Origin of the sequence: Acetobacter lovaniensis (assembly GCF_014207635.1) — a bacterium.
Lineage (GTDB): Bacteria > Pseudomonadota > Alphaproteobacteria > Acetobacterales > Acetobacteraceae > Acetobacter > Acetobacter lovaniensis.
Window position 1 is genome coordinate 24,092 of the sequence record NZ_JACHIE010000021.1, and the last position, 17,048, is coordinate 41,139.

The window sequence follows — 17,048 nt, forward strand, 5'->3', positions numbered from 1 at the left end:
GATGATGTTTTTTGATTATGCGGGCTGAAGGACACGCGCCCTGAGGAGTTCGAAGCCTGCTCTTCCGAACATGGTTCGCTTGATCATTTTCAGTCGGCTGATCTGTCCTTCAACCGGGCTGGTTGTCCAAGGTGTGACAAGAGACGCTTCAATGGCAGCCGCATCCCGTTCAAGCGCGGGAATCAGACGTGACAGCAGCGTCGTCTTTCCTTCTTCCAGCAGAGCCTTCAGATCGCCTCCCGTGCAGGTGTCACCCCTTTTACAGAGCAGGGTCTGCATTTTCCTGAGCCAGCAGAGTGTGACGGCAAGGTGCGGTTCAGCTTCCAGAAGGGCAGGAACCAGCAGTCCCTCCTGTCCGGCAGATAACGGATCCTCTGCGAGGAGAAGCCGCGCAAGTCTGCGTCCCCGAGGTGCAACGACATGCGCGGAAGGAACGGGTTTCGCGGAACATCCCTGTCGCGTCGCCACCCATTTCCAGACGGTGCCATATTGTCCTGCAAAGCCCTGCTCCAGGAGTTCCCGCCATAGTTGACGACTATTGCGACATCCTTCGGACCATCTCTTTTCCAGGTGGGCTGTGTAAGGCACGAGTATGCTGCGTGACGGAACCGTTCTTTTCCATGGTGGTGCATGGCCCCGCTGAAACCAGCGCCGCACGGTTTTTCTCTCTACCCCGATCGTTGTGGCGATAGCCTGAATGCTGTGTCCCGCTGCTTTCAGGGCAAGAGCTTCCTTGAAAAGAATGTCACGCCGTTCCCCAGAGGCTGACCTGACGACCGCCTGCGCCTCTTCTGGATGCGCTCTGATTGTTTCAGATATTTTGCTTACGACCGTTGATACGTTCATCTGTCGTGTCAGGGTCCTGACAGTCGTCGTAAAACGGTCCAGAATGCTGACAAAAGCGTCTGACAGGTTCTTCAGCAGATGCCAGCGGTCTGTCACCTGAAGAGCGGATGGTGCGCCTCTGCGGCATCCGTCTGCATAAGTACCGGCACGGTCTCTGGCAATGATTTCAATACCGGGGTGGACCTGCAGCCATCGGGCAAGGGTATCAGCGTCCCGATCTGGCAGGAGGTCCATGACATCATTTTTCTCAAGATCGACCACAATCGTTCCATAGTGATGTCCCCGCCGCCATGCCCAGTCATCCACCCCCACCACACGTGTAAGGGCCGTGCCTTTTGTGGTGTTCTGCACACGTGAGAGAAGACGGCGGACAAGAGTATCCGCGCTGATGGGGCAACACAGGCGCACGGTCATTCGTGCTCCAGCGGAACCGCCCAGGGTGTGGGCGATATAATAATGAAGATCGGCAAGACGTGTGGTCTGTCTGCCATGACGCACGGTTATCCCCTCAAGGGGCATGACAAACGTCCGACGTGGACAAAGCATCGTCTGGCAGAAAAAGCGCGGCACAGAAACGATCAGCGTGGCTGGACGGCCCTGCCATGGAAGATCCGCGAGTTTTCTCTGATAGAAACTGTGAATGCGTTGTGTCGGGCACTGACAGTCCGGACACACTGCACTCCGTTTTCGCAGACCGACTTCGATCTCCACTCTGTTATCCAGTGCAACAACACGACGAACGACGAGGGAACGGGGAAGATCAAGAGACCGAAGGCGTGACACTGGGGAATATCCATGAAAGTGAACGACTTTCTGGATTTCCCAGTTCCGGAACCTCAGTACAAGATACCCATCACGAAAAGTACGGAAGAACCGAGAACTGACCCGGGTTTTTCATCAGGAATTGACCCAGCCAGATGCTATTTCAGGCATAGTCGGGCGGGCGGTCAAGAAGAGGATTTATCCTTCCTGTTTTTTGACGCGGCGGTGCTGGCGCGGAACCTGTAGCTGTCATTTCCTGTCTCGAGGATATGACAGTGATGGGTCAGCCGATCGAGGAGCGCCGTCGTCATCTTCGGGTCACCAAAGACGTCTCCCCATTCACTGAAGCTCAGATTGGTTGTGATGATGACACTGGTGCGCTCATAGAGGCGGCTGAGCAGATGGAACAGCAGGGCGCCCCCAGACGCGCTGAAGGGGAGATAACCGAGTTCATCAAGGATCACGAGATCCAGGCGGAGCAGCCTGTCGGCAATCTGCCCGGCCCGATTGGCAGTCTTCTCCTGTTCAAGAGCATTGACCAGGTCGACCGTTGACCAGAAGCGCGCCTTCTTGCGGTGATGGGTAATCGCCTGGATGGCCAGGGCGGTCGCCAGGTGGGTTTTCCCGGTTCCCGGGCCGCCGATCAGCACGACATTTTCGGCACGCTCGATGAAGTCCCCGCCATGAAGCTGGCGGACCATGGGCTCGTTGACCTGGGTGTCGGCAAAGGAGAACCCAGACAGGTCCTTGTAGGCGGGGAACCGGGCTATCTTTGTCTGGTAGGCGATGGAGCGCACTTCGCGTTCGGCCAGTTCCGCCTTCAGAAGCTGCGAGAGAATGGGGATGGCCGCCCCGAAGGCGGGCGCGCCCTGCTCAATGAGGTCAGCCGTGGCCTGGGCCATGCCATACATCCGCAGTCCACGGAGCATGACGACAAGTGAGGCGGCGGCAGGATCATGACGCATGGCGACTGTCCCCACGCAGGATATCATAGCGCCCTGTATCGGCGCACGGTTCGTGTTCGAGCACCAGGGCCTGTGGAGCATCAAGCCGGAGAACCACGGTTCTTTTGGCATCAATCAGGCGATGCAGCGTATTGAGAACATGGGTCTTGGTCGCCACGCCATCTTCAAGAGCCAGTTCAACCGCGCAGAGGACGGCCTGCTCATCATGCTGCAGCACCAGGGCCAGGATTTCAGCCATTTCCCGGTCGCCTCCAGGCCGCCTGAGCAGTTGATCCTGCAGGGTCCGGAAGGCGGCTGGCAATTCGGTAAACGGTGCGCCATTGCGCAGGGCGCCCGGTTTGCGCTGGATGACCGCCAGATAATGCCGCCAGTCATAAACCGTGCGGCCTGGCACACCATGCGAACGCGTGATGATCCGGTCATGCACGCACAGAACCTGCCCTTCGGCGATAATGCGCAGCTTGTCAGGATAAACCCGCAGGCTGACCGGACGATTGGCAAAGGAGGCCGGCACGCTGTAGCGGTTGCCTTCGAACTGGATCAGGCAGGTTGGTGAGACGCGCTTGGTCTGTTCGACAAACCCGTCAAAGGGACGCCCCGGCACCATGAGGTGGGGACGTTCGCTTGCATGGACCTCGGAGACGCTACACGGCAATCCAGCATGCCGCAGCCGTTCCCAACGGTCCAGGCAGCGGGCTTCCAGCCAGGCATTCAGCGCCCCCAGATCGGGAAAGGCGGGCAAATCCTGCCAGATCTGGCGCCGGGCATCCTGCACGGTCTTCTCGATCTGCCCTTTCTCCCATCCGGCTGCCGGATTGCAGAAGGTCGGCTCGAACAGGTAATGGCTGGCCAGGGCCATGAAGCGCAGGTTGACCTGACGCGCCTTGCCCGACCCAATCCGGTCCACGGCCGTCTTCATGTTATCAAAAATACCCCGCCGCGGCACGCCACCGAGCACGCGGAAGGCCTCGGTAAGCGCATCAAAAAGCATCTCGTGGGTCTGTAGGGGATAGGCCCTGAGTATGAAGGCCCGGCTGAAGGACAGTTTGGTGTGGGCAACCTGCAGCTTGACGCGACGGTCGGCAATCACCGCCCAGTCCTCGCCCCAGTCAAACTGGAAGGCTTCCCCGGGCTGGAAGCACAGGGGCACGAAAACACCCCGGCCCGTTGTCTGGCGTGCCTGGTGCTGTTCGTGTTTCCACTGCCGGATGAAAGCAGCCACCCGTCCGTAGGATCCATCATAACCCAGTGCCACAAGGTCTTCATACAACCGTCGCGCCGTGCGCCGGTTCTTGCGGGATCGGGCGGCTTCCAGAACCAGCCATCCCCTCAATTTGTCAGCAAACGGGTCCAGTCGGCTGGGACGTTCGGGAACCTGGAACCGCGGTTCAATGCTCTCTGCCCGGAGATATTTCCGGATCGTATTGCGTGACAGTCCCGTCCGGCGTTCGATCTCGCGGATCGGAAGATGATCCCGGCGATGCCACCGGCGGATCACACTCAGAAGCTCCATGTCAATCACTCCAAAAACCCCCCAGAAAATGATGCCGGGGAGTGTGAAGGCATGGGTCAAATCTCGATGAAAATTTCCGCCCTACCCGGGTCAGTTCTCAGTGAAAATCAACATGTTGTTGTTCCTGACAAAACATTCGTGCCTGTCATCGCAAACAAAATTGCGAATTAAACAAAAAACACCCGGCGCTTTTTGTGCCGGGTGCCCTGACTGTAATTAAGTAATCCTATTAAGCTGTAAAAATTTTTCTTATTTTTTATATGCCATAAATTTTTGAAAAACTTCAGAAACGGTAGTCGAAATAATAACACCTATACATATTACGCTAATAGTTTTTATATCTGAATGAAATCCGCCCAAGCTCAGCAATAATGTTGTTGCTGCTGCGGGAGGATGATTTGCTTTACAAAGGCCCTGCCCCAAGACTGTCAGGGATATCGCCAGGACACTCGCAGCCATACGGTTCCAAGTAATGTGGTCAATACTCATAGCAGCGGGGGCTGCCAAAGCGTCAAATATCCACAAAGAGAACACCGCAGCAATGATCCCGATTGCATGCCCTGCCAGTGTGTTCCAAACTCTTGAAGCGTCCTGTTGTGGCGTAACAATATGCATAAAAATAGTTGGCCCCAAACTAGGAAAAAGCAATGGGTAATGCGTAAAATACGCTAATGCCCCCATGACGCCTGTAGAGACCAGAACGGCAAATGTTTTAAAAATTATTTCCAAAATCATAAAAGCCCTCAGATTGTTTAGCCCGCAAGATAGAAAGTATTGTTATACTGTCAGGAAGGTTTTTTCCCTGTGCAGTTTCCTCCATCGGGCCAACCGGTGCTGGATGCCTGCGCTGTTGTGCCAGAAAACAAGTCAAACCCTTTAATTCGCGCTTTAGAGGCAAGCATAGCAATGTAGTTCTGCACGCCCTGCTTCCAACTATTATCTTCAAGGAAAATCCGAATGCGCTGTTTTTCTTCTTTATTTAAAGCTTCGACTTTTAGCTCAGCAGGAAACTTTTTTAAAAGCTGCACAATATGCACGCCATATCGTGTTTCTATCAGACCATCATAGAATTCACCTTCTTGGACAGTTTGAAGGGCTTTTCTGAACTCTGGCAAAAGATCTTGCTCTTGCATTATGCCTAAATCCCCCCCTCTACTGGAGGAAGGACACTCTGAATAACGTGCTGCTACTTGTTCAAAATCTGTGGCGTTATTTTTCAGGTGATCCAGAAACTCTTGCGCTCTTTTTTGCGCTGTTTCCACTGAACCCGGCATAGATTTATCTGCATATACCAAAATATGCCGCACATGCATGGCGGGACCAGCCTGCATATGGGCAATATTGGAAGCACTCCAGCGCTCAAGCTCATCATCCGTTGGCGTTGGCACCTCGACCTCCCGCTCTAGCAAAGCCTGAATGAGCGCTTCATCGGTCAAACTGTCTCCGCTCTTAGTGTCGAGCTTTTTCCGGGCTTCATCAAGCAGGAGTGTTTTTACCACCAGCGCTCTTGCGGCATCATTCCACTGTGCCTGAAGAGACGCTGTTTTGTGGTGCGGCATTTCTGCCTGAACATCCTCCAATGAAATAGCGGTGTCATTTACAAAAATTGTGTGACCGGTTTGATTGGGAGAACTCATCATGTTCGGGGCTCACGTCTCATCATTAGCGACATGGTGATTCTGGCGGACAATCTGCCACCCCGGCCGAAAAACGTACCAGATAGGAGCAGAGATAACATGCACCAACCGGGTAAACGGCGTTAGCAGAAACAACGTCATACCGGTTACCAGATGTAGCTTGTAAACCCACGGGATAGTGGTGAGCAGATTTGGCAGGCCTGACCGGAATGTCAGAACACCCCGGCACCATTCCCCTAATATTTCCATTGTGTGCCCATCTGAATGCATCATGGAGTGTGGCAACCCAAGAATTCCGAGCCAGAGTTGCGCATAGACAAACAGAAGAATGAATAGGTCAGTTGGGCGGCTGGTGGCCTTGACGCGCTTGTTAAAGACACGGCGGTAAATAAGCCCTGCGCCACCAACAGCAGCGAACACTGCAAACACACTTCCGGCACCGACAGCCAGCAACTGGTGGGCGTGAGCACTCAGGCCCAGCATCTCAGTCAGTTGGGGCGGGGTCAGAAGCCCCGCAGCATGGCCCATCATCAACCCCAGCACACCAACGTGGAAGCTATTACTGGCCCACTTCAGGGTTTTTCTTTCAAGGAACTCACTCGACTCAGCGCGCCATGAAAACTGGCTTCTATCGAACCGCGCCCAACACCCGATGACAAAGACCGACAAACATAGATACGGATAGATTTGGAACAGAAAGTACTCGACCCAGTTCATGCTCTTGCCTTCCCATGATCCTTGCCTGAATAGCCAGCACACGCTGCGCTACATGCCGCAGGTGAGGAGGCATGATCGAACGTGACAGGTTTTTCTTCATACCGCATATCAAGGGTTGCGGGATCATCCATCACGGCTGTGTCTCTTAAATGCGCGTGCACGACTTCTTTGTCAGGAAGGCGTTTGGATTCTTCCTGTAAAATTTGGAAAATACCAGAATATATAGACCGCCTTTCTTGAAGTCTTCTGTTCAGAACTGCAAGAATATCCACTATTTCTGTCAGAAGCTCCTGTGTTTTCTGAGGGTCACACACAGACGCATACTCTAGATAGGCGGGAAGAAAGTCTGGTAACTCGTTCCCCTGCAAATCCAGACCGGCAGAACGATATTCCTCTAACAGATCCACCATTGCCTGCCCGCGCATACGGGAATCCCCATGCACATGCTGGAAAAGGTAGAGTGATAAGGAGGGGGACATATCGAAAAGCTGCACATACTGGCTTTGCGCATCCAGAAGTGGTGTTTTTTCAAGAAAAATCCTGATTTCTTCGAAAGCTTTTTTCTGTTCTATAGAGAGACTGGAAAGCGAAATCAGCGTGCCTAATTCTACACTTTCCTGCTTTATAAGTTCATCAGGGTACCGAAGAAAAATAGCGCTTAACTGACAGAGGAATGACAGAGACTGAGACATTGTTATCCCCCTTTCACCGTATGACGACGAATTTCCGGTCTTACACCCTGCTGCCCCCATAGGCTGAAGCGGCTTTTCCCGGAGGTTGTGCTCTGATTAAAATGAAAACCCGCGATGCCGCGCTGATGGTAAGGGTCTTCTGCATCTTCTTTATGCGCGGTTGGCACAACGAAGCGATCTTCATAATTCGCAATAGCCAGAAGACGGTACATGTCCTGAATTTGCTGCTCTGACAGCCCTGCCCCCTGCAAGAGAGAGGCGTCACGTACATTCTCAATCTGGAAACGGCGCATATAGGCCCGGAGCGCCAGCAGCCGGTTAAGAGCCGCTTTGACGGGCGCTTCATCCCCCGCAGTGAGCATATTAGCCAGATATTGGACCGGTATACGTAGGCTGTTGATATCTGGAATACCATTCAGGGTTTCCAGACTACCAGCAGAAGCTGCTTCCTGAATGGGCGACAAGGGCGGGATGTACCAAACCATAGGCAGGGTGCGGTATTCAGGATGGAGCGGAAAGGCGATTTTCCATTCCTTGATCATACGGTACACTGGCGAGCGTTGGGCCGCGTCAATCCATGCGTCAGGTATGCCGTCCCGACGTGCCTGCTCAACCACTGCCGGGTCGTGTGGGTCCAGAAAAAGGTCGAGCTGCTGCTCATACGCATCTTCAGGGTTTGTTGTAGCCGCAGCGGTTTCAATTTTGTCGGCATCATACAGCATGACGCCAAGATAGCGGATACGCCCCACACAGGTTTCAGAGCAGACGGTAGGCTGGCCACTTTCTATACGGGGGTAGCAGAACACACATTTTTCTGATTTTCCTGTGTGCCAATTGTAATAAATTTTCTTGTAAGGGCAACCGCTGACACACATGCGCCACCCACGACATTTTTCCTGATCAACCAGAACAATGCCGTCTTCTTCCCTTTTATAAATAGCACCTGATGGGCATGATGCAACACAAGTCGGGTTAAGGCAGTGTTCACACAGTCGCGGGAGAAACATCAGAAAGCTATTTTCGAACTTTCCATATATTTCTTTTTCTACATCACGGAAATTATAGTCTTTGGAACGATGTTTAAATTCTGTGCCCAGAGACTCTTCCCAGTTCGGGCCTCGTTCAATTTTATCCATGACCTGCCCGGTAATACGGGAATACGGCCGGACAGACGTAACAACCTGCTCGCTTTTTTCGTTCTGCAATGCAGCGTAATCAAAATCAAATGGTTCATAATAATCGTCAAGTTGGGGCAGGTTTGGGTTTGCAAAAATTTTCGAAAGAATACGCCATTTTCCACCAATTTTAGGGCGGAGTGACTCTCCCTTTCCCAACTGCCAGCCGCCATGCCACAGTTCCTGATTTTCCCACTGCTGCGGAAAACCGACACCGGGTTTACTTTCGACATTGTTAAACCATGCGTATTCAACACCGTCACGGTTGGTCCAGACCTGTTTGCACGTCACACTGCATGTATGACACCCGATGCATTTATCGAGATTAAGAACCTTACCTATCTGCGCACGTATCTTCACGGTTACTTACCTATAATGCAGGGAGAAGCAGGAAAATTACTCAAAATCATCTTCATCCCTTCCCTTTTTCGGTGGTGTCAAACCAGTTCACATCGTTCATTTTACGTAAGAAAATAAATTCATCACGATTAGACCCAACCGGCCCGTAATAATTGAATGACCATGAAAGATGTGCATACCCACCCACCATATGGGTGGGTTTCATGACAACACGCGTCACTGAATTATGAATACCGGCACGCTTGCCAGTAATTTCACTACCCGGCACATTGGCGGTGCGCTCGGCCGCATGGTACATAAACGCTGCACCAGACGGAATACGCTGGCTGACAACAGCACGCGCCACCAATGTCCCGTTACAGTTAAAAGCTTCTACCCAGTCATTATCGACAATCTTGAGCCGTGTTGCGTCATCCTCACTAATCCAGACAACCGGGCCACCACGACCAAGTGTCAACATAATCAGGTTTTCAGCATAGGTGCTATGGATGCCCCACTTTTGATGAGGGGTCAGGAAATTCAGCGGGATAACCGGGTTTCCGTTATCATGCGCAGCCCCTAAGGCCTCTGGCGTTGAGTGTGTTTCAATAGGTGGCTTGTATGTGGCAAAGGTTTCCCCAAAGTCACGGAGCCAAGGGTGATCCTGATAAAACTGAAGCCGACCTGTTAATGTACGCCATGGTACATATTCGTGCACATTCAGCCAGTTAGCGGTGTAGGCTTCCTGCGTTGACGAGACACCGCTCCATACCGGCGAGTTTATGACCTGCCGAGGCTGTGTAATGATATCTGCAAATGTAATCCGGTCACCGTCTCTTCCGCCCAGACGGTGAGAAAGGTCACGCCCGGTTTTGTCTGAAAGAGACTTCCAGCTTCTGGCTGAAACTGCACCATTTGTTTCCGGTGCCAGCATAAGTACCGTCTCAACCGCATCGGTATCCTGAAAAAGAGAAGACCTCTCGGGATATTTCACTGAGACTGACGGATGTGTCTGCTTAAGTTCCTGTATCTCTGCTGTTGTATCCCACTGTAACCCGTGGTCTGCGTTCCCCTTCTTTTCCAAACCCGGACCTAACGTAATGTAGCGATCATAGACCTCATCATAACGTCTTGGCACAATAGCAATCTGGGGCATTGTCTTGCCCGGTACACCAGCTATCGGGTGCTCTGACCGCCAGATCTCGTCACCATAAGGCTGCGCCAGCTCGGCTGGTGTGTCTTTTTGCAAGGGTGACAGAACAACATCTGTTTCACTCTCCAACTGGCCTTTTGCCAACCGTTGGAACGTCTCAGCCAAACCACGGAAAATGCTCCAGTCCGTGCGGGCTTCCCATGCCGGGTCAACAGCAGCCTGCAGCGGATGAATAAACGTGTGCATGTCAGACGTATTCAGGTCTGATTTTTCATACCATGTTGCGGTTGGCAAAACGACATCGCTGAACATTGCTGTTGTGCTCATGCGGAAATCAATAGTTGTCAGAAGGTCCAGTTTTCCTTCTGGAGCCTTATCATGCCATTTTGCAAAATCCGGCCTCTGGTCACTATCCTCGTTCATGACATTGTTAGGCGCGCCCAACAGGTGCTTCATGAAATATTCATGTCCTTTGCCGCTGGCACCTAGCAAGTTTGACCGCCAGACAAACATGTTACGCGGCCAGTTCTCCGGTGCATCGGGGTCTTCACAAGCCAGCTTGATGGAACCGGATACAAGAGCGTCCTTCACATATGTTGCAGGATCCTGCCCACTTTGAGCGGCTTTTTGACCGAGCTGTAACGGATTGACCGCAAGTTGTGGCGCACTTGGCAGCCAGCCGCGTCGTTCAGCCTGAATGTTACAATCAAGCACGGTTTGAGGCCATTTTTCAGGCGAGGCCAGAGGTGAAAGCTGCTCCCTTGGTGTTAACTGCTCATAACGCCACTGGTCTGTATGTGCATAGAAGAAGCTTGTGCCGTTCATTCGGCGTGGCGGGCCGCCCCAGTCCCCCGCAAACGCGACTGGCCCCCACCCTGCGGATGGGCGTAGCTTTTCCTGCCCCACATAGTGCGCCCAGCCGCCGCCGTTCTGCCCTATGCACCCACACAGCATGAGCATGTTCAGAATAGCACGGTACGTCATGTCCATATTGTACCAATGGTTGAGGCCTGCCCCCAGAATAACCATGGAGCGCCCCTGCGTAGCTTCCGCATTTCGGGCAAAGCCGCGTGCTACAGCAATACATCTTTCACGCGGCACACCGGTAATGGCCTCCTGCCAAGCGGGCGTACCGGGCACATTACTCTCATAATCCGGCCACGCGGTAGCGTCCGCAGAAAGCCCATAATGTGCGGTCATTAAATCAAAAACAGTGGCGCACTGGACATGCTCGCCTGTTTTCAAGGCTATGCTTCGTACCGGAACCTTACGGGCATGAACTGGCTCGGCCTCATTCAAACCAAAGCGCCCGTCTCCACCAAAATATGGAAACAGTACTGTGGCCATCTCTCCACTCTCACCCAGAGAAAGAGACGGTGTTAAGGGCGCACCTGTTACGGCATCAAATGGTTCAAGGTTCCATTTCCCCTCGTTTTCCCACCGAAAACCGGCAGACCCGCGCGGCATAGCAGGGCAGGCCTGTTCCCGGTCCCAAACCAGAGGCTTCCAGTCAGCTTCTGTGGTGTGGTACCGGTCATCCGCCAGATCAGCCGCGCGGAGCAGCCTGCCGGGTTTCTGACCTGCATCGCTGGGGTCCAGGATCACCAGAAATGGAAGGTCTGTGTACCGGGTTGCATAGTCCTGAAAATAAGGGACCTGACGTTCAAGATAGAACTCACGAAGAATGACATGCACCATGGCCAATGCCAGTGCAGAGTCCGTTCCTTGGCGAGGGTGCAGCCATAAATCTGCAAATTTAGCGACTTCAACATAGTCCGGAGCAATGACTACACTTTTTGCGCCCCGATACCGTGCTTCTGTATAAAAATGAGCATCGGGTGTGCGGGTCATGGACACATTGGAGCCCCAGACCAGCAGATAGCCCGAATTATACCAGTCAAGACTTTCTGGCACGTCTGTCTGGTCACCAAATGTCTGAGGGGACGCGGGAGGCAGGTCACAATACCAGTCATAAAAAGACAGGCATGTTCCGCCAAGAAGGCTTAAATAGCGTGTTCCGGCAGCGTAACTCAGCATAGACATGGCTGGAATGGGCGAAAAGCCCACAAGCCTGTCAGGCCCCCATGTTTTGATGGTATGGATATTTGCTGCGGCAATCAGTTCGTTTGCCTCATCCCAAGACACCCGAACAAAGCCCCCCAGCCCACGCTGTGCCTGATAACTCTGACGGGCGACCGGGTCGTTTTGGATGGCTGCCCAAGCTGAGACCGCATCCAGCGTCTTACGTTTTTCGCGCCACAACTCAACCAGCCGTTTGCGCACCAGCGGGTAGCGAATACGGTTACTGCTATACAGATACCATGAGTAGCTTGCGCCACGCGGGCAGCCACGTGGTTCGTGGTTGGGCATATCTGGTCGCGTGCGCGGGTAATCGGTCTGTTGTGTTTCCCACGTGACCAGACCACTTTTAACATAGATCTTCCAACTGCAACTGCCGGTGCAGTTCACGCCATGCGTTGACCGGACAATTTTCTCACTCTCCCACCGGGACCGGTAGGTATCCTCCCATGCCCGGCTTTCATCTGTATTGACGCCATGGCCACCCGCAAACTTACCTTGATATTTTTTGAAAAAGAGAAGTCTGTCGATGAGTTGGCTCATAGGGTAATCCCCCCATTTTTAGTCGGGCGTTGAATGAGAATTCAGGCAGCTGTTTTTAGTTTCTGGGCGGGGGTTAGCCCGCTGTTCCCCATGTTGGGTCTGTCATGGTTATATGTCCAGAGCCATTGTGTTGCGACCTCCTGCACGTCCTGAATGCTTTCAAACAAATACTGCTCCAGCCATTCCTGCCGGACAGTTCTGTTGTAGCGTTCAATATAGGCGTTCTGCTGCGGATTGCCCGGTTGCGTATAGATCAGGGTAATCCTCTGTTTTCCGGCCCATGAAACCAACGTATGACTGACATATTCAGGGCCATTATCCATTCTGATGGCTTCTGGCCTGCCACGCCACTCCATAATCTGTTCCAGACAGCGGACAACCCGACAGGCCGGCAGGGAAAAATCAACCTCAATCGCCAGTCCTTCACGATTGAAGTCATCGAGAATGTTCAGGAGCCGAAAAGCACGTCCATCCAGCAGCCTGTCCGCCATAAAATCCATGGACCAGACCCTGTTGGGAAGGGCCGGAACCGACAGCTTTTCAGGCTTTTCGCGAACCAGACGCTTGCGGGGTTTAATCCGCAGGTTGAGTTCCAGTTCCCGATAGATCCGATAAACCCGCTTATGATTCCAGATATGTCCCTGCACATTGCGCAGATACAGGAAACACAGACCAAATCCCCATCTCCTGTGAGCCTGGGTCAGTCCCACCAGAAGAGCGGCAATCCTGTCGTTCTCCGCTGCCAGTCGCGGACGATAGCGAAAGCAGGTCTCGGATATCCCAAAAATCCGACAGGCCAGCGCAATGCTGACCCCACGATGCGCCACAGCCTGTGCGGCTAGTTCCCGGCGCTGGGCTGGCCGCTTCATTTTTTTTCAAGGGCTTCCTTCAGGATATCCGTCTGCATGCTCAGATCCGCATACATGCGCTTCAGCCGACGGTTCTCCTCTTCCAGAGCTTTCATCTGACTGATCATCGAAGCATCCATACCGCCATATTTCGCGCGCCACCGGTAAAACGTGGCGTTGCTGATCCCATGCTCCCGGCACAGGTCAGAAACCGGGACACCGCCCTCAGCCTGGCGGATCACACCCATGATCTGGGCGTCAGTAAAGCGATCACTCTTCATCAGAATCTCCTCAATTCTTACGCTGAGAAAATTCTCATTCAAAAGTCACTCTTTTTATGGGGGGATTACCATTGGCTTTTGAGCGATACACTGTATCAGCCCAGACGCTTGAGGCCGTATTGGCTTTATCCAGAAGCCCCTCTCTCAATCGCGCGCCATCACTGGGCGGCGGCATCTGTTGTCTTCCATTTCCGGATGACCGCCGCGTCTCTTCTCAATACAGGCAGATTGGTAGCGGCCGAACAGGCCAATGCAACTCTGACTGGTTCTGCCGTGAACACGGGGCTGATTTACGGCACGCAGGGCATAAACCTGAAGAGTGGGGAGCAGATTGATAATACGAATGGTCGTATCGGGGCCAATGGCACCATCGCGGTATCAGGTGCCAGCCTGCCGTCCGTAATCTCTTCGTTCCACCCGCCACTGACGCCAACGCCCTCACACGACACATTCATCGTCTCCAAGCTTTCGCTCAGTGGAAGCCCGCGACCATTCTCGCAGCCTGAAATCCACTCAAAACCAACCACACTCAAACTAAAAAACTTAACGTGACATCACCACTACTAGCAGTGATTGTGAGCTGGCAGACCTAACTGACAAACCTGAATCACCTAACTGACAGGACAAAAAACCAACTGGAAATTTTCTTCATTTAGTAGCTTTTTTGGGCATAATTTTCATTAGTTGGTTTTTTATTTGCAATCCACGATTGTAGTTAATATATAAAATTCGTTGAAACTAGAGGAGGTTCGAAATGTTTTACCAGTACATAATGATTTTGTTTAACTAAAAGTCGGGCAATATTCCTTTTATAGGAAGATTGCCAACTTATTACTCACGCCTTATGAAAAAGAATTAATTAGTTTATTCCACTTTTATTTCCATGATTCCTTTTTAATAGGGTCGATTTGAGCTTCTGCCATAGAAGTGGAGGGTTCGAAAAACCCCCTGGTTTTGGGGTCTTCTATATGATTCTATTTCTTCTGTGTTGATTGAGGGAATGGCGATATGAAGCAGGCGGGATTTTTTGACGTTGAAGAGCGGCTTGCCCGGCTGAGCGGGCTCAGTGATCAGCTCGAAGCGTTTCCCCGGACTGTGAATTTTGAAGTGTTCCGCAAGGCACTGGCGTATTCCGACGGAAGCAAAGGCGGGTGCCGTCACAGATTACGGCATCAGTTACCGTCATCGACTTGTGCCGTGCCATTCACAGACAGGTTTTCTCCATCAGACGGTCAATCATAGCCATTGCGGCCTCAAGTTCGGAGTAATCGGGTACCCACCGTTCAAGGGGACTGAAATCCTGCACCGACTCTGTATCCGCGACATTCATATCGTCTTCAGCAGCACTCGCAGGAGGCCTGCCACGCTTTCGTCCTGGCACCACTTGTGCTCGTGGCTGCACAGTTTCCCGTAGAGGCGCCATATCCTGCAGCGCAAACAACCGCCGTGCGGACCGATGGGTGACTTCCACAATCAACCCCTTCTTCAAAAAGCGTTCAAGTAACTGGCAGGCCGCCTTGATCGACATTGAAAGCCGGGCCGCGAGTGTTGACGCCGAAATCACCGGATGGGCCGCTATGACATCGATCGCGGCGAGCGCACGGGAGGTGCGCCTCTGACCACCCGCCTGAAGACGGGCATTACGCCACGAGGCCTCAAGCGTTCGGGTCATGATACGAATGGCGTCAGCTTCGTCTTCTAAGGCCCGCAACCAGCACGGAACCCAGGTCCGGACACCCCAGGATGTTCCTGACCGAAAGGCCGCGGCTCCCGTGAGCGGAAGGGGTGTGCGTAACACGCCATCTTCACGCCAGACCTCCATCAGGGCGCCCCGAAACGGAGCGCGGCTCTCTCCAGCCTCTACCCATTGCCGGAACGCCATGGCACTCCCCACAAACGGTCCTAGGCTTTGCGTCAAAGACTGGGCCACTGCCCGCGCTTGCGCGATTGCCTCTTTTTGCAGTCCTGTGGGTCTTGCAAGCCACTGATATTGCGTGAATGCCGCACGGGCGGCATCAATTTCGGTACCCCGTTCAAACACATTCTGCCCACGGATCCGGGGACGCAATCCTTCAAGAACGGCAGCCAGATGCCACGGATCGACCAGATAACCATCGACGGCTGCACAATTACGGGCAGCCTCCAGACGCGATCGGAACAGGATCACGTCACGCAAGGGATGCCTGTATATCTGCTGGTCGAGCTGACCACATCGCAGAACTGTCCGCGTCAATACAGCGGCTATATCGCCCAGAGCCGGGGCGGCTTCTTTCCGAGCACCTGAAGACGGATATGCAGTCGCTCGCCTTGTGTCAAAACCGACCCTTTGCTCGTCTGCCATGACCGTAGAACGCTGCGGCTCGTTACGAGCCACGGAAATTCCGCACATCCAATCCCCTGACGGCTGTAAAAGCCTGATCACTGGTAATCAGTGTCAGGCTACAGGTCAGGGCGTGAGCTGCGATCATCATATCAAGTGGGCCCAGAGACAGGCCCTGCCGTTCCTGACTGGCGCGTAACCGGCCATAACGGTGTGCAGTTTCTGAGTCCCAAGGTAACACTTCCAGACGGTCCATAACGATCTGGGTCAAACGGTGTAGGCGCGTAGCGTCAGGGCGCCGGGCCAGCCCGTAAGCAACTTCCCCAGCGGTCACCGCTGACACACAACACTGGCGGGGATCAAGGCGCTCAACATGTTGCAGAACGATCTCGTCTCCCCGCACTATGTCGCTGACCGTGTTGGTATCGAACATCCACAGAGTCACCGCTCAAAACCCGGGAAAAGGATCGCGTGTCTGCTCATTCTGGTCCCGGCCAGCCGGAAACAACTCTGCGCCCCGGCTATGCCGGATAGCCGAGAATGCCTCGTTCCAATCTGTGGGCCGGGCTGAGAGGATGACATCTCCCGTTTGTGGATCACGCCGGATGCTGACTTCGGCCGTATTGAACCGATAGGCGGCGGGAAGGCGAACCGCCTGGCTGCGACCGGTCATGAAAATTTTGGCAGTCTCTGACATGGTGGACCTCGCAGAATGGTATGTATCGCGATAAATACCATTTTACTATAAATAGATGCAAGGGCCGTTTGGAAACGGCATTATGATTTACCTTAACTGGCCACTAACTTCAAAAATAACTGTTTTTCCGTTTTCTGCCCCCTCCCCCGTTATTATGTCCGATAAGTTCCCTTGTCGGACATAACTTGCGCGCCAGTTTTTCAACCTGTTTGTCGAAATTCCTCAATTAGGAGAATCCCCGTTTTCGCGCCGTTCAACCCCGCGAAAATGTCCTTATTCGGGTTAAAACGAGTCCTCTAATTAGGTTAAAATAAGCCCGTTCTTAGTCGGGCTTATTTCACGCCGAGGACTCACTCCATGTCGGCTCTGGAGGGGGAAGCGGAAGGTGGAGGGATCGAAGAACCGTTGATTGATGTGCTTGGCGGGTAATTTCTGGCTTTTGGCGATTTGATTGACGGTTTTTGCGATGGCATCCGGTCTG

15 protein-coding genes and 2 pseudogenes are annotated in these 17,048 nt (G+C 53.1%); 2 read left to right on the forward strand and 15 right to left on the reverse strand.

What is annotated here, in order from left to right:
- Nucleotides 1-15: 15 nt before the first annotated feature.
- The 11 genes and pseudogenes from HNR55_RS15085 to HNR55_RS15135 form a co-directional block, all read right to left on the reverse strand.
- Entirely contained in the window at nucleotides 16-1,629 is a 1,614-nt protein-coding gene (locus HNR55_RS15085; protein WP_166116721.1) for an ISL3 family transposase, read from the reverse strand.
- A 164-nt stretch (nucleotides 1,630-1,793) separates the two neighbouring features.
- On the reverse strand, nucleotides 1,794-2,573 hold the full coding sequence (gene istB, locus HNR55_RS15090; protein WP_166116742.1) for an IS21-like element helper ATPase IstB: 780 nt from the start codon (nucleotides 2,571-2,573) through the stop codon (nucleotides 1,794-1,796).
- Complete coding sequence (gene istA / locus HNR55_RS15095; RefSeq protein ID WP_035366403.1) at nucleotides 2,563-4,086, reverse strand: IS21 family transposase; 1,524 nt, start codon at nucleotides 4,084-4,086, stop codon at nucleotides 2,563-2,565. The genes istB and istA overlap by 11 nt, the downstream gene beginning before the upstream one ends.
- A 249-nt stretch (nucleotides 4,087-4,335) precedes the next feature.
- Nucleotides 4,336-4,821, reverse strand: a complete 486-nt coding sequence (locus HNR55_RS15100; RefSeq protein WP_050923578.1) for an HPP family protein — start codon at nucleotides 4,819-4,821, stop codon at nucleotides 4,336-4,338.
- Between the two features lie 50 nt (nucleotides 4,822-4,871).
- A complete protein-coding gene (locus tag HNR55_RS15105) occupies nucleotides 4,872-5,726 on the reverse strand; it encodes a peptidylprolyl isomerase (protein WP_080587132.1) in 855 nt (284 codons plus the stop codon).
- A gap of 9 nt (nucleotides 5,727-5,735) precedes the next feature.
- Nucleotides 5,736-6,440 carry a respiratory nitrate reductase subunit gamma gene (gene narI / locus HNR55_RS15110; RefSeq protein WP_035366587.1) on the reverse strand — a complete coding sequence of 235 codons (705 nt, stop codon included), beginning with the start codon at nucleotides 6,438-6,440 and terminating at the stop codon, nucleotides 5,736-5,738.
- The gene (narJ, locus tag HNR55_RS15115; protein WP_003631022.1) at nucleotides 6,437-7,132 is read right to left on the reverse strand and encodes a nitrate reductase molybdenum cofactor assembly chaperone; all 696 of its coding nucleotides are present in this window, start codon (nucleotides 7,130-7,132) and stop codon (nucleotides 6,437-6,439) included. Before narJ ends, narI begins: the two co-directional genes overlap by 4 nt.
- A 2-nt stretch (nucleotides 7,133-7,134) precedes the next feature.
- The gene (gene narH / locus HNR55_RS15120) at nucleotides 7,135-8,667 is read right to left on the reverse strand and encodes a nitrate reductase subunit beta (RefSeq protein WP_035366585.1); all 1,533 of its coding nucleotides are present in this window, start codon (nucleotides 8,665-8,667) and stop codon (nucleotides 7,135-7,137) included.
- Between the two features lie 52 nt (nucleotides 8,668-8,719).
- On the reverse strand, nucleotides 8,720-12,421 hold the full coding sequence (locus HNR55_RS15125) for a nitrate reductase subunit alpha (protein ID WP_165993181.1): 3,702 nt from the start codon (nucleotides 12,419-12,421) through the stop codon (nucleotides 8,720-8,722).
- A gap of 41 nt (nucleotides 12,422-12,462) precedes the next feature.
- Nucleotides 12,463-13,550 (reverse strand): IS3 family transposase gene (locus tag HNR55_RS15130; protein WP_166116744.1). Its coding sequence is split into 2 segments (ribosomal slippage): nucleotides 12,463-13,298 and nucleotides 13,298-13,550, totalling 1,089 coding nucleotides; the frame shifts between segments, so codons are not numbered across the junction.
- 70 nt (nucleotides 13,551-13,620) lie between these two features.
- A pseudogene (locus tag HNR55_RS15135) lies at nucleotides 13,621-13,763 on the reverse strand (IS5/IS1182 family transposase); the annotation flags it as partial.
- 15 nt (nucleotides 13,764-13,778) lie between these two features.
- Between HNR55_RS15135 and HNR55_RS17325 the strand changes: the two are divergent.
- Both HNR55_RS17325 and HNR55_RS15140 read left to right on the forward strand, forming a co-directional pair.
- On the forward strand, nucleotides 13,779-14,102 hold the full coding sequence (locus HNR55_RS17325) for a hypothetical protein (protein WP_373318159.1): 324 nt from the start codon (nucleotides 13,779-13,781) through the stop codon (nucleotides 14,100-14,102).
- A gap of 456 nt (nucleotides 14,103-14,558) precedes the next feature.
- Nucleotides 14,559-14,702 (forward strand): annotated as a pseudogene (locus HNR55_RS15140) (IS5/IS1182 family transposase); the annotation flags it as partial.
- 52 nt (nucleotides 14,703-14,754) lie between these two features.
- Here HNR55_RS15140 and HNR55_RS15145 read toward each other — a convergent pair.
- The 4 genes from HNR55_RS15145 to HNR55_RS16810 form a co-directional block, all read right to left on the reverse strand.
- On the reverse strand, nucleotides 14,755-15,783 hold the full coding sequence (locus HNR55_RS15145) for a hypothetical protein (RefSeq protein WP_242005634.1): 1,029 nt from the start codon (nucleotides 15,781-15,783) through the stop codon (nucleotides 14,755-14,757).
- Nucleotides 15,784-15,913: 130 nt separating this feature from the next.
- Nucleotides 15,914-16,303, reverse strand: a complete 390-nt coding sequence (locus HNR55_RS15150; protein WP_166116746.1) for a type II toxin-antitoxin system VapC family toxin — start codon at nucleotides 16,301-16,303, stop codon at nucleotides 15,914-15,916.
- Nucleotides 16,304-16,318: 15 nt separating this feature from the next.
- The gene (locus tag HNR55_RS15155) at nucleotides 16,319-16,543 is read right to left on the reverse strand and encodes an antitoxin (protein WP_231111048.1); all 225 of its coding nucleotides are present in this window, start codon (nucleotides 16,541-16,543) and stop codon (nucleotides 16,319-16,321) included.
- 324 nt (nucleotides 16,544-16,867) lie between these two features.
- The coding region (locus tag HNR55_RS16810; protein ID WP_221441743.1) for a hypothetical protein at nucleotides 16,868-17,048 on the reverse strand (181 nt) is incomplete at its 5' end.